Origin of the sequence: Pseudomonas taetrolens, assembly GCF_900475285.1 — a bacterium.
GTDB lineage: Bacteria > Pseudomonadota > Gammaproteobacteria > Pseudomonadales > Pseudomonadaceae > Aquipseudomonas > Aquipseudomonas taetrolens.
On the sequence record NZ_LS483370.1, the window covers coordinates 1,970,303 to 1,982,788 of the forward strand.

Annotated in this window: 11 protein-coding genes; 10 read left to right on the top strand and 1 reads right to left on the bottom strand. The window is 58.1% G+C overall.

From position 1 onward, the window contains the following. Nucleotides 1–113: 113 nt before the first annotated feature. The 7 genes from hutC (at nt 114) to DQN55_RS09200 (ending at nt 8,522) form a co-directional block, all read left to right on the top strand. The gene (gene hutC / locus DQN55_RS09170; protein ID WP_048383421.1) at nt 114–866 is read left to right on the top strand and encodes a histidine utilization repressor; all 753 of its coding nucleotides are present in this window, start codon (nt 114–116) and stop codon (nt 864–866) included. A 315-nt stretch (nt 867–1,181) separates the two neighbouring features. Next, nucleotides 1,182–2,858, top strand: coding sequence for a urocanate hydratase (gene hutU, locus DQN55_RS09175; protein WP_074702907.1), 1,677 nt, complete (start codon nt 1,182–1,184; stop codon nt 2,856–2,858). Between the two features lie 44 nt (nt 2,859–2,902). After that, nucleotides 2,903–4,063 (top strand): CaiB/BaiF CoA transferase family protein, encoded by a 1,161-nt coding sequence (locus DQN55_RS09180; RefSeq protein WP_048384170.1) that lies wholly within the window; start codon nt 2,903–2,905, stop codon nt 4,061–4,063. Next, a complete protein-coding gene (locus tag DQN55_RS09185; RefSeq protein WP_048384172.1) occupies nt 4,060–5,202 on the top strand; it encodes an acyl-CoA dehydrogenase family protein in 1,143 nt (380 codons plus the stop codon). The genes DQN55_RS09180 and DQN55_RS09185 overlap by 4 nt, the downstream gene beginning before the upstream one ends. 127 nt (nt 5,203–5,329) lie before the next feature. Continuing rightward, complete coding sequence (locus DQN55_RS09190; RefSeq protein WP_048384174.1) at nt 5,330–6,757, top strand: purine-cytosine permease family protein; 1,428 nt, start codon at nt 5,330–5,332, stop codon at nt 6,755–6,757. Between the two features lie 83 nt (nt 6,758–6,840). After that, nucleotides 6,841–7,590 (top strand): electron transfer flavoprotein subunit beta/FixA family protein, encoded by a 750-nt coding sequence (locus tag DQN55_RS09195; protein WP_074702909.1) that lies wholly within the window; start codon nt 6,841–6,843, stop codon nt 7,588–7,590. A gap of 2 nt (nt 7,591–7,592) precedes the next feature. Continuing rightward, a complete protein-coding gene (locus tag DQN55_RS09200; RefSeq protein WP_074702911.1) occupies nt 7,593–8,522 on the top strand; it encodes an electron transfer flavoprotein subunit alpha/FixB family protein in 930 nt (309 codons plus the stop codon). A gap of 302 nt (nt 8,523–8,824) precedes the next feature. On the opposite strand, the gene DQN55_RS09205 is transcribed toward DQN55_RS09200, so the two are convergent. Next, the gene (locus DQN55_RS09205; RefSeq protein WP_048380606.1) at nt 8,825–9,448 is read right to left on the bottom strand and encodes a helix-turn-helix domain-containing protein; all 624 of its coding nucleotides are present in this window, start codon (nt 9,446–9,448) and stop codon (nt 8,825–8,827) included. 178 nt (nt 9,449–9,626) lie between these two features. On the opposite strand from DQN55_RS09205, the gene DQN55_RS09210 reads away from it, so the two are divergent. From DQN55_RS09210 to DQN55_RS09220, 3 genes are all read left to right on the top strand, one after another. Further along, complete coding sequence (locus DQN55_RS09210; RefSeq protein ID WP_048380605.1) at nt 9,627–10,763, top strand: NAD(P)/FAD-dependent oxidoreductase; 1,137 nt, start codon at nt 9,627–9,629, stop codon at nt 10,761–10,763. Nucleotides 10,764–10,792: 29 nt separating this feature from the next. Beyond that, the gene (locus tag DQN55_RS09215) at nt 10,793–11,170 is read left to right on the top strand and encodes a RidA family protein (RefSeq protein ID WP_048380603.1); all 378 of its coding nucleotides are present in this window, start codon (nt 10,793–10,795) and stop codon (nt 11,168–11,170) included. A gap of 97 nt (nt 11,171–11,267) precedes the next feature. Next, nucleotides 11,268–12,323 carry a YkvI family membrane protein gene (locus tag DQN55_RS09220; protein ID WP_048380600.1) on the top strand — a complete coding sequence of 352 codons (1,056 nt, stop codon included), beginning with the start codon at nt 11,268–11,270 and terminating at the stop codon, nt 12,321–12,323. The last annotated feature ends 163 nt before the right edge of the window (nt 12,324–12,486 follow it).

Below are 12,486 nucleotides of genomic sequence, written 5' to 3' on the forward strand. Positions count from 1 at the left end.
TGTGCTGTTGGCGGCCCTTGGCGTGTGGCATCAAGCGCCCGTATTGCTGAAGGCGCGCTAGAGGTAGACTGGCAACGTGCCCATGCATGCCCAAACCCGTAACAGGAGCCGTCGTGTCCCAGTCTGTTGATGACCATTCATCCCTTGAGTCGTTTTCCATCGAGAGTCCTTCGCCGCTGTACGCACGCGTCAAGCAGGCCATCGCGCAGAAAATCCGTTCAGGCGCCTGGCTGCCCAACTCAAAATTGCCCTCGGAAAGCGAATTGCTCAACCTGCTGGGCGTGAGCCGCATGACTATCAACCGTGCGCTACGTGAATTGACCATTGAAGGCCTGCTGGTACGCATGCAAGGCGTCGGCACGTTTGTGGCTGTGCCAAAAGGGCAATCGGCTTTATTCGAGATTCGTAATATTGCCCAGGAAATTTCGGAGCGCGGTCATGCCCATCGCTGTGAAGTCATTCTTCTCGAAGAGCTTGCACCGAAGTCCTCATTGGCCTTGCCGTTTGCCCTGGACGGTATCAAGCGGGTGTTTCATTCCGTGATGGTGCATCACGAAAACGACATGCCCGTGCAAATAGAAGAGCGGTTCGTCAATGCCGCGATTGCCCCCGATTACTTGCTGCAGGATTTCACCCGGACCACCGCCTATGCCTATCTGATGCAGCTGGCACCCCTCACCGGAGGGGAGCATGTCGTCGAAGCCATCCATGCCAAATCGGCAGAGTGCCGCTTACTGCAGATCAAGCGCAACGAACCCTGCCTGTTGATTCGCCGGCGCACCTGGTCGGCCCAGGGGCTGGTGGGCAGCGCACGTCTGGTCTACCCCGGCTCACGTTACCGCTTGCAAGGTCAATGCGGTAATTGAGGACGCAGTTTTACGCGGGAACACAGTGTTACCCGCGTTACTTTTGGTGCAATTCCGTTACCTTCCTGCCCTGAATCGCACCAAGTTGCGGCAATTTATTGTGGCTATCTGCTGCATGAAAAATACTTTCCAAAAAATCATTAGATTCTAACTTAATGATTTAAAAGTAAATTTATAGATGGATCAGATAGAGATGCCTATTCAGGTGCTCAGGTTGGCCCTTCACTTGCATTCACTTGTACATACAGGTTGGTATAAGTGCTCTGGTAGCACATGACACCGTATGACATTGAAGCCATTTGATGAGGATGAACCATGACCACTGCCCCTGACCGCCACCGTGACGGTGAAATCCGTGCAGCACGCGGCACCCAGCTCACCGCCAAGAGCTGGATGACCGAAGCCCCGTTGCGGATGCTGATGAACAACCTCGACCCGCAAGTGGCCGAGAACCCGACCGAGCTGGTGGTGTATGGCGGTATTGGTCGCGCGGCGCGTAACTGGGAGTGCTACGACAAGATTGTCGAGAGCCTGACCAACCTCAACGATGACGAAACCCTGCTGGTGCAGTCGGGCAAGCCGGTCGGTGTGTTCAAAACCCACAGCAACGCGCCCCGTGTACTGATCGCCAACTCCAACCTGGTGCCACACTGGGCCACGTGGGAGCACTTCAACGAACTCGACGCCAAGGGCCTGGCCATGTATGGGCAGATGACCGCCGGCAGCTGGATCTACATCGGTAGCCAAGGCATCGTTCAGGGCACGTACGAGACCTTCGTTGAAGCCGGGCGCCAGCATTACAACGGCAGCCTGGTGGGCAAATGGGTACTCACCGCCGGCCTGGGTGGCATGGGCGGTGCGCAGCCTCTGGCTGCCACTCTGGCCGGTGCCTGCTCGCTGAACATCGAATGCCAGCAGAGTCGCATCGATTTCCGTCTGGCGACCCGTTATGTCGACGAACAAGCCGTGGACCTGGATGACGCGCTGGCGCGTATCGCGAAATACACCGCTGAAGGCAAAGCCATTTCTATCGCCCTGTGCGGGAATGCCGCCGAACTGCTGCCAGAAATGGTCCGCCGTGGCGTACGTCCGGACATGGTCACCGACCAGACCAGCGCTCACGACCCGCTTAACGGCTACCTGCCCAAAGGCTGGACCTGGGAACAGTACCGCGACCGCGCCGTGACCGATCCGGCTGCCGTGGTCAAAGCCGCCAAAGCCTCCATGGGCGAACACGTCGAAGCCATGCTGGCGTTCCAGAAAGCCGGTATTCCGACCTTCGACTACGGTAACAACATCCGTCAGATGGCCAAGGAAGTCGGCGTCGAAAACGCCTTCGACTTCCCGGGTTTTGTACCGGCTTATATCCGTCCCTTGTTCTGCCGTGGCGTAGGCCCGTTCCGCTGGGTTGCGCTGTCGGGTGATCCGGAAGACATTTACAAAACCGACGCCAAGGTCAAAGAACTGATTGCCGACGACGCCCACCTGCACAACTGGCTGGACATGGCCCGCGAGCGCATCAGCTTCCAGGGTCTGCCGGCACGTATCTGCTGGGTTGGCCTGGGTCAGCGCGCCAAGCTCGGCCTGGCGTTCAACGAAATGGTACGCAGCGGTGAGTTGAAAGCACCGATCGTGATCGGTCGCGACCACCTGGATTCGGGTTCGGTGTCCAGCCCGAACCGCGAAACCGAATCGATGAAGGATGGCTCGGATGCAGTCTCCGACTGGCCGCTGCTCAACGCCTTGCTCAACACCGCGAGCGGCGCGACCTGGGTTTCGCTGCACCACGGCGGTGGCGTTGGTATGGGCTTCTCGCAGCATTCGGGGATGGTGATCGTGTGTGACGGCACCGACGAAGCGGCCGAACGCATCGCCCGCGTCCTGCACAACGACCCGGCCACCGGGGTGATGCGCCATGCCGATGCCGGCTACGACATCGCCATTGACTGCGCCAACGAGCAGGGCCTGAACCTGCCGATGGTTAACGGCTGATAGACGCCAGCCCGGCAGGGCATCAAGACTCCGAGGTGATAAAAATGAACAGCAGTCCATTTACCCGACAACTGCAAGGCGTGCGCGTGCTGGACATCAGTCGCGTGCTGGCAGGGCCGCATTGCACGGCGATGCTCGCGGATCTGGGGGCCGACGTCATCAAGTTCGAAGTGCCGCAAGAGGGCGATGATGCCCGGCACCTGGGGCCGTTTCTGGATGGCGAGAGCGTGTATTTCGGGTTGATTAACCGGGGCAAGCGCAGCGTTGAAATCGATTTCAAGGACCCGGCGGATCGTCAGCGTTTTTATGAGTTGGTGGCCGATGCGGATGTGGTGGTCGAGAACTTCCGTCCCGGGGTTACCCAACGGCTGGGCATTGATTTCGATACCCTCAAACAGCACAACCCGCAGCTGATCTACGCCAGCATTTCGGGCTTTGGCCAGGATGGTCCGCTGTCCAGCCGTCCGGCCTACGACATCGTGGCCCAGGCCATGTCCGGCCTGATGAGCGTGACCGGATTTGCATCCACCGGGCCGACCCGCAGCGGCGAGGCCATAGGCGACCTGTGCGCAGGGGTGTACGCGGCCTGGGCAATCAGCTCGGCGCTGTTTGCCCGTGAGCGTCATGCTCCGGGTGCGCAGTACATCGACGTGGCCATGTTTGATGTGCTGTTCAGTTTGCAAATGACCGGTCTGTCCAACCTTTACGCCAACGGTGTTGCGCCGGGGCTGGTGGGTAACCGGCATCCGGTCTCGACACCGTTCGACACCTACCGCGCTGCCGATGGTCTGGTGGTGATTGCCGTGGCCAGCAATCGTTTGTTCGAGCGCTTGTGTCACTGCATGGGGCAACCGGAACTGGCCACTGATCCACGGTTTATCGATGACACCCGGCGCACGCTGAACGAGCCGGCGTTGCGCGCAGCCATCGAAGGTTGGACGGCACAGCACAGCGTCGAGCATTTGTGTGACGGCTTGCTGGACGCGGGAGTGCCCTCGTCACCGGTCTGGAACCTGGCCGAGGCCGCAGGCAGCGAACATGCCCGAGTGCGTCAGTTGCAGGTTCTGCCTGAGGGCGGGGCCTTACCGCTGGTGCCGCAACCGGTGTTTTTCAATGGCCAGAAACCACACGCAACCACTCGCGCCCCGCAATTGGGCGCCGACAACAGGCTGTTTGGCCTGAGCAAATCAGGAGAGCACGCATGAACTTTGAATTGAATGCAGAAGAACTGGCGGTGATTGAAAGTGCCGAGCAGGTCGCACGCGAAGTGATTCAACCGCTGGCCCGGCATTACGACGAAACCGAAACATTCTGCGCCGACAGCATCAAGGCCTTGGGTGACCTGGGGTGCATGGGGATCAACTTGCCTGAGACTTACGGTGGGTTGGGGATCGGCAGTCTGGCCATGAGCCGTGTGGTGGAGGCTGTGGCAGGTGCGTGTGCCTCAACGGCATCGGCCATGACCGCACATTTCCTGGCGACGGACTCGATTCTGCTGGGCGGGACCGAGGAGCAGAAGCAGGAGTGGCTGCCACGTGCTGCAAGTGGCGAACTGCTGGGCGCATTCGCCCTGACCGAACCGGCCGCAGGTTCAAACCCTGCCGACATGCGCAGTCGTGCCGTGCGTGAAGACGGTGGCTGGCGCGTACGCGGCAGCAAGCATTACATCACCAACGCCAAAGAAGCCGATTTCATCGTTCTTTACGTCAAGACGGATGCTGAAGCAGGGCACAAGGGCATTAGCGCTTTTATGGTGCCCCGTGGCACGCCCGGGATCGATTTCTCCAGCCCGGAAAAAACCATGGGCTTGCGTGGCAGCACGATTTACGAGTTGGCGCTCGATTGCTGGTTGCCGGCATCGGCATTGCTGGGTGTTGAAGGGCAGGGCTTTAATACTGCGATGGCGGTACTGGATCGCGGACGGGTCGAAGTGGCGGCGATGTCGCTGGGTATCGCCAATGCGGCCTTGCAAGCCAGTCTGAACTGGGTGCGTGAACGGCAGATCGGGCCCAAGCCGCTGGCCGCCTATCAAGGAACGCAATGGCGGCTGGCGGATATGTATGCGCAGCTTGAGAGCGCCCGTCTGCTGACCATGAAAGCTGCGGCACGGCGTGACAGTGGCGAACGTTTCAGTCTGGATTCGGCCACGGCCAAACTGGTGGCTGCCGAATGTGCCGGTTTTGTCACCGATGCGGCGCTGCAATTGCATGGAGGCTATGGCTACGTTCGCGACTTGCCCCTTGAGCGCTATGTACGCGACGCGCGGATCCTGAGGATTTTTGAAGGCACCTCAGAGGTGCAGAAAATCATCATTTCCCGTGCCTTGCTCGACGCCTGCAAGTAATCGGTTTGCGGCAGGAGCACGGCTCCTGCCAGCGGCTGCAGGGATGCGTAGCGGTACGGTCAAGGATTGGAAAAGTCTTTCCCAAAACAACGGGCGCACCCACGGTGACGACCTCAAGGAACTGCTTATGTCCACGCACAATGAAGATTCACCGCGGGCCGCGCTGGTTGAACAGCGCTCAATTGATTACATCCCGGAATCCGAACGCCATGGCCGCCTGTTCAGTCAGTTTACCTTGTGGTTCGGGGCGAACTTGCAAGTGACGGCGATTGTCACCGGGGCACTGGCCGTGGTTCTGGGCGGCGATGTGTTCTGGTCGCTGATCGGCCTGTTGATTGGACAAGTACTGGGTGGTGCAATCATGGCGCTGCATGCGGCGCAAGGCCCCAAGCTGGGCTTGCCGCAGATGATCTCCAGCCGGGTACAGTTCGGTGTTTATGGCGCGGTGATACCGATCGTACTGGTGTGCCTGATGTACGTGGGCTTTTCGGCCAGCGGTTCGGTACTGGCCGGGCAGGCTGTCGGGCAACTGGCGGGTGTCAGTGATTCGTGGGGCATTCTGATTTTTGCCGCGTTGATCGTGCTGCTGACCATCCTCGGCTATCGCACCATTCATATGATTGGACGGGTGGCGAGCGTGGTCGGCGTCCTGGCGTTCTTCTATTTGTTCTACACCTTGCTGTCGCAAAATGATGTCGCGGTGCTGCTGAGCAACCGGCACTTCTCGCTGAGCAGTTTTTTGCTGGCCATCTCGCTCTCGGCGTCATGGCAGATCGCGTTTGGGCCGTATGTTGCCGACTACTCGCGTTACTTGCCGGGCAAAACCTCGTCGGTGAAAACCTTTCTGGCGGTCGGCCTGGGTTCGGTGGTGGGGTCGCAGATATCGATGGTCTTCGGGGTGTTTGTGGCGGCGCTGGCGGGAGACAAATTCGCCGGCCATGAAGTGTCGTACATCGTAGGGCTGAGCTCGACCGGGGCGATGGCCGCGGTGCTGTATTTCTGCGTGGTATTCGGCAAAGTGACGATCACTACGCTCAATGCCTATGGCAGTTTCATGTCGCTGGCGACCATTGTCAGCGGGTTTCGCGGCAATCACGAGATTTCCAGAAGCCTGCGCCTTGTCTACATCCTGATCATGGTGGGGCTGGCCACCTTGCTGGCGTTGTTGGGGCAGCACTCGTTCCTGCACGATTTTTCGGCATTCATTCTGTTTCTGCTCGCGTTTTTCACGCCGTGGAGCGCCATCAACCTGGTGGACTTCTATCTGATAAGCAAAGAGCGCTACGACGTGCCGGCACTGTCTAACCCAAATGGCCGATACGGACGCTGGAACCTGCGCGGTATTCTCGTGTATGCCTTTGGGGTAGTGATCCAGCTGCCTTTTATTGCCACCAGTTTCTACACTGGACCATTGGTCGAACATCTGGGCGGTACCGATATCTCCTGGATCATCGGCCTGACGCTACCCGCGCTGGTGTACTACTTCGTGGCCCGCCATTCGGGGCAAACAGTTCCGGACCGGCTTATTTTGCCAGTCGAGCCGTCGGCGGTTTAAGGGTTTCAATCAACACTGGTGGAGGGCGCCGGTACGAGCCGGCGCCATGCCCAAGGCAATGTATAGCCATTGAGGGAGAAGCAATGAAGGTGCTGGCCTGTATCAAACGAGTGGTCGATTACAACGTTAAGGTTCGCGTCAAAGCGGACAACTCCGGCGTTGACCTCGCCAACGTCAAGATGTCGATGAACCCCTTCTGCGAAATCGCAGTGGAAGAAGCCGTACGCCTGAAAGAGAAGGGCGTTGCGACTGAAATCGTCGTCGTCTCCATCGGTCCGACCACGGCTCAGGAACAGCTGCGTACTGCGCTGGCTCTGGGTGCCGATCGTGCCATCCTCGTCGAATCTGCCGAAGACCTGACCTCGCTGGCCGTGGCCAAGCTGCTCAAGGCGGTGGTCGACAAGGAGCAGCCACAGCTGGTGATCCTGGGCAAACAAGCCATCGACAGCGACAACAACCAGACCGGCCAGATGCTGGCGGCGCTGACCGGTTACGGTCAGGGCACCTTTGCTTCGAACGTTGAAGTGGCGGGCGACAAGGTTGCTGTCACCCGTGAAATCGACGGCGGCGCACAAACGGTTTCGCTGAGTTTGCCGGCCATCATCACCACCGACCTGCGTTTGAACGAGCCGCGTTATGCGTCCTTGCCAAACATCATGAAAGCCAAAAAGAAGCCGCTTGAAGTGCTGACGCCAGACGCGTTGGGCGTTTCCACAGCTTCGACCCACTCGACTGTGAAAGTTGAAGCGCCGGCAGCACGCAGCGCTGGCATCAAGGTCAAGTCGGTGGCTGAACTGGTCGAGAAACTGAAAAACGAAGCGAAGGTAATCTAATCATGACTATCTTGGTAATCGCAGAACACGACGGCAAGGTGCTGGCTCCGGCCACGCTGAACACCGTAGCCGCCGCTGCCAAAATCGGCGGCGATATCAACGTTCTGGTTGCAGGCCAGGGCATCGGTTCCGTGGCTGAAGCTGCGGCAAAAATCGCTGGTGTGGCCAAAGTGCTGGTGGCCGATAACGCCGCTTATGCGCATCAGTTGCCAGAAAACGTAGCGCCCCTGGTTGCAGAGCTGGGTGCCGGCTACAGCCACATCCTGGCCGCCGCGACCTCCAACGGCAAAAACATCCTGCCGCGCGTCGCCGCGCAGCTGGACGTCGATCAGATCTCCGAGATCATCTCGGTTGAAAGCGCTGACACCTTCAAGCGCCCGATCTACGCCGGTAACGCCATTGCTACCGTGCAATCCACAGCGCCGGTCAAAGTCATCACCGTACGTGCCACCGGTTTCGATCCGGTTGCTGCAGAAGGCGGTTCGGCAGCGGTTGAAGCGGTTGCAGCGGTTCACGATGCAGGCACTTCGTCGTTTGTTGGTGAGGAACTGGCCAAGTCTGACCGTCCTGAGCTGACCGCTGCCAAAATCGTCGTTTCCGGCGGTCGTGGCATGCAGAACGGCGACAACTTCAAACACCTGTACGCTCTGGCCGACAAGCTGGGCGCTGCTGTTGGCGCTTCGCGTGCTGCGGTCGACGCCGGTTTTGTGCCGAACGACATGCAGGTTGGTCAGACCGGCAAAATTGTTGCGCCACAGCTGTACATCGCGGTTGGTATTTCCGGCGCGATCCAGCATCTGGCGGGCATGAAAGACTCCAAAGTGATCGTCGCGATCAACAAGGACGAAGAAGCCCCGATCTTCCAGGTAGCGGATTACGGCCTGGTAGCGGACTTGTTCGAAGCAGTGCCGGAGCTGGAGCTCGCAGTCTGATGTGAGAGCCGCACAGGCCTCAAAAGGCCCCGGAAATGGGCCGCAATGCTGTTCGCTCAAGGATTGTCGTCAGCCGGAAAATCCGGAGTCTGGTTTAGACTCCGGGTTTTTATGCCTGCTGCTCAGGATTTAAGTCTGAACCGGATTGTTCCGGGGCGCCGCTCTCTCGCTTTGAAGTCTTCGCCGACCACCGTTCTAGGGAGCAACTCACCTTTTTAAGGCCAGTGACGTACCAATGCTGATGAAGGGAAGGGCAGTGATCCACCAGGGAAAGCCTGATTTCCCATTCGCGTTTTTTAGCCTCAGTTATTTGACATCACCACCATGACTTCGGCATCGGCGCCATCCTTGCTTTCAGCCAGATAAATATGGCCAATAGCACTGTTGAAATAGGCTGTTTCGCGGCAACCGATACTGAGGGACTCGCCCGTTTCGAATTGAATACGTACACGACCTGATAGGACTACGGCGAACTCTTGTCCGGGGTGACGAATATAATCTTCGAACTGACTCAGTTCGCGCGCAAATATCCGCGCGTACATGGGCGTCATATTGCGCCCGGGGAAATCTCCCGCCATCGGATGATATTCGTAATTGCCAGTGCTATAGCCCGCTGCGTTATCGATGGCAGAGCTGACCGCCGTAGGCTGCACAGCACCTGTATTTTCCGTTGAGGGACTGAAAAGCTGAGCGATGTCTACGCGCAGCGCGTGGGCCGCTGCTGCGAGTTTTTCGTAACTTACGGACACTTGCGCTAGTTCCATCTTCGACAAGGTCGACAGGGCTACACCTGAACGTTCAGACAGCTGCTTGAGTGTCAGCTTCTGTTTTTTACGGATAACGCGCAAGCGTGCACCTACTTGGGCGCGATCCATCAGAGGAGGGGCTTGGGGGGCCGAAGCTGGCGAGATTCGGTCAGAACTCATGCGGATTCTCTATCGTGCGGAAAAGCGATGTCTAGGGCTGAAGCAAGGAATGGAATATTACCTCATGGTGATGGGTTGACGGGGTAATTCTCATATCTTACATTTCTCTTATGTGAGAATTATAAGAGCCAATGGAAGAGTCCTTCTTCCTTGCGGCGACAGGCAGGAGGTTTTCGGCATGCACGGCAGCGAATGTTTCGATTTCGCCATCATCGGCGGCGGTATTGCAGGGGCCTCTCTGGCCTATCGCTTGGTTGGGCAAGCCAGCGTTGTAGTTCTAGAACGTGAGAGTCAGCCTGGTTATCACTCCACTGGGCGGTCCGCAGCCATGTTCATGGAGAGCTATGGAACCCCACAGATCCAGGCGTTGACACGCGCCAGTCGGGCGTTTTATGAACATCCTCCAGCCGATTTTACCGAACATGCTCTGCTGGAGCCCCGTGGCTGCCTATACGTAGCCGGCGCCGATCAACAGTCCTTGTTGAAAAAAACGTTCGAGGTCAGCCAGGCACAGGCGGGCAATGTTGCCTTGATAGACACCGCGCATGCGCTGGCCTTGGTGCCGTGTCTGAGGCCAGATGCAATTGCCGGGGCGATGCTCGAAACCGAAGCCCGTGACCTGGACGTGCACGCACTGCATCAAGGTTTTTTGCGAGCAATGCGCCGTGCGGGTGGGATTCTGCAGTGCGATGCCCAGCTAAGCAGTGCCACTCGTGAGGGAGGGCACTGGAAACTGACGCTGGCCGACGGTCGTCAATTGCGGGCACACAATCTAGTGAACGCTGCAGGTGCCTGGGCCGACCAGGTGGCGCAGCAATGCGGGGTGAAGACGATTGGGTTGCAACCCTGCCGGCGTACCGCATTTACTTTCGACGGCCCTGAGGGCGTAGATTTTTCACGCTGGCCTGCGGTGATAGGAATCGACGAAAGTTTTTACTTCAAGCCGGATGCCGGTCAACTCTTAGGTTCTCCAGCTAACGCTGACCCTGTCCCGGCGCAAGACGTGATGCCCGAAGAACTGGATATAGCCACCGGGATTTATCACATCGAAGCTGCTACCACCTTAACCATCCGGCGCCCACGCCACACGTGGGCGGGGTTGCGCTCGTTCGTGAGCGATGGCGATCTGGTGGTTGGTTGGGACGACCAGTGCGAAGGTTTCTTTTGGCTCGCCGCTCAGGGGGGGTATGGCATCCAGTCTGCGGCAGGTGTTTCGCAACTTGCCTGCGCCCAACTGCTGGATCAGCCTTTGCCCGAAGCGTTGCGCAGCCACGGTGTAGATCCACAGCGCTTATCCCCTGGTCGTTTGCGTTAATCATTCATTCTAAAGAAGAGGCCCGTGCCATGACTGACAGTCTTCAGCGATACCCCAGCCATCTGCCTTACCCGTTTTCAAAAGCCATTCGGGTGGGGGGATTCTTGTTTCTTTCCGGGCAAATACCGATGAATCCCGAGGGGGAGGTGGTACACGGCGATATCCGAGAGCAAACCGAGGCTGCGATGGCGCGTATCGGCGAGACCCTGGCCGAATGTGGCGCAGGTTTTGATCAGGTGGTGAAAGCAACGGTTTGGTTGACCGATATGCAACATTTTGCCGGTTTCAATGAGGTGTACAAGCGCCACTTCCAGAACGGATTCCCGGTGCGCTCTACCGTCAGCGCCCAATTGGCGCTGGGGGTTGATGTGGAAATTGAAGTTCAGGCCTGGGTCGGCGCCGACTAACCCACGTCAGTCCGTTTTGCCATCGTTATGTCCTGGCCGGGATGTGAAGGGTGGCCCCCTCAGTACCCATAACAAAAATAACTCGAGGCAAATCCTCATGAAAGAAAGTCTGAAAATAGCCGGTGCATTTGTCGGTGTTATCGTCGGCGCAGGATTTGCCTCTGGTCGGGAACTGTTGCTGATGTTCGTGGATTTTGGCGTCTGGGGACTGCTTGGAGCAGTGATCAGCGCTGCGCTCTTCACTTTTCTCGGGATGGTGTTGGCGGGCATGGGCAGCAGACTTCGGGCAAAGTCCCATAAGGACGTGGTGTATGCCCTGTGCGGACGCTACTTGGGCAGCTTTGTCGACCTGATGATCACTTTTTTCATGTTTGCGGTGACCGTGGTTATGTTGGCCGGTGGCGGCGCCTTGCTGGAGCAACAGTTCGGTATCCCTGCCATATCCGGTAGCGTAGCGGTGACCCTGATTGTGGTCGCCATTGTGTGCCTGGATGTGCACAAGGTCATTGGTCTGATCAGCGCAGTCACTCCGCTTTTGATCCTGACGGCGGTAGCCGTGGCCGTATATGGAGTCGCTACCCGGGACTTGAGTTTCGGCGAACTGAATCAACTGGCCAGCCAGCAAAGTGCCGGGGCGAGTCATTGGCTGCTGGGGGCGTTTTTGTACGTGTCTTACAACATCGTGGCCGGAGTGCCGATTCTGGCAATTATGGGCGGGGCTGCGAAATCCGAGAAACAGGCTATCTGGGGCGGTATTTTGGGGGGGGCGATACTGGGGCTGCTGATGTTGGTGATGAGCCTGGGGTTATTGTCACGCCTGGACAGTGTGGCTGACCTGCCAATGCCGATGTTGTCCATCGCCACGGAAATCTCGCCGGTCCTTGGGCTGTTGATGGCGTTGATCATTTTCTTGATGATTCTCAACACGGCCGTCGGCACCTTGTATTCCTTTTCGGCTCGGCTGCTGCCTGCGGGCACCCGTAAATTCCGCCTTGGCTCAGTCGCCGCTGGCGCACTGGCCTTCGTCGGTAGTTTGGTCGGGTTTATCAGTCTGGTCGGCCAGGTTTATCCGCTCTTTGGCTACTTGGGCTTTTTGTTGATTGGCGCTGTGGTGATTGGTTGGTTACGCATAGGGCGCTTGGCTCAAGCCTGATTGATATTGACGTATTGAGCCCAAAAAGCGATCAGGACGATCAGTGCCGATAACGGCAAAGTTGGTTCGACGATTGTTGTCTACCTGGACTTCGAAAACAGAACACCCTGCGAAAACGTAGCTCTCGCAGGGTGCGGGGTGACCATTTCATTAAGCCCCGGAG

What these genes read in the sequence shown, in the direction of transcription:
- hutU (WP_074702907.1), top strand. Translation starts at nt 1,182, where the DNA reads ATGACCACTGCCCCTGACCGCCACCGTGACGGTGAAATCCGTGCAGCA.
- DQN55_RS09180 (WP_048384170.1), top strand. Translation starts at nt 2,903, where the DNA reads ATGAACAGCAGTCCATTTACCCGACAACTGCAAGGCGTGCGCGTGCTG.
- DQN55_RS09185 (WP_048384172.1), top strand. Translation starts at nt 4,060, where the DNA reads ATGAACTTTGAATTGAATGCAGAAGAACTGGCGGTGATTGAAAGTGCC.
- DQN55_RS09190 (WP_048384174.1), top strand. Translation starts at nt 5,330, where the DNA reads ATGTCCACGCACAATGAAGATTCACCGCGGGCCGCGCTGGTTGAACAG.
- DQN55_RS09195 (WP_074702909.1), top strand. Translation starts at nt 6,841, where the DNA reads ATGAAGGTGCTGGCCTGTATCAAACGAGTGGTCGATTACAACGTTAAG.
- DQN55_RS09200 (WP_074702911.1), top strand. Translation starts at nt 7,593, where the DNA reads ATGACTATCTTGGTAATCGCAGAACACGACGGCAAGGTGCTGGCTCCG.
- DQN55_RS09205 (WP_048380606.1), bottom strand. Translation starts at nt 9,448, where the DNA reads ATGAGTTCTGACCGAATCTCGCCAGCTTCGGCCCCCCAAGCCCCTCCT.
- DQN55_RS09210 (WP_048380605.1), top strand. Translation starts at nt 9,627, where the DNA reads ATGCACGGCAGCGAATGTTTCGATTTCGCCATCATCGGCGGCGGTATT.
- DQN55_RS09215 (WP_048380603.1), top strand. Translation starts at nt 10,793, where the DNA reads ATGACTGACAGTCTTCAGCGATACCCCAGCCATCTGCCTTACCCGTTT.
- DQN55_RS09220 (WP_048380600.1), top strand. Translation starts at nt 11,268, where the DNA reads ATGAAAGAAAGTCTGAAAATAGCCGGTGCATTTGTCGGTGTTATCGTC.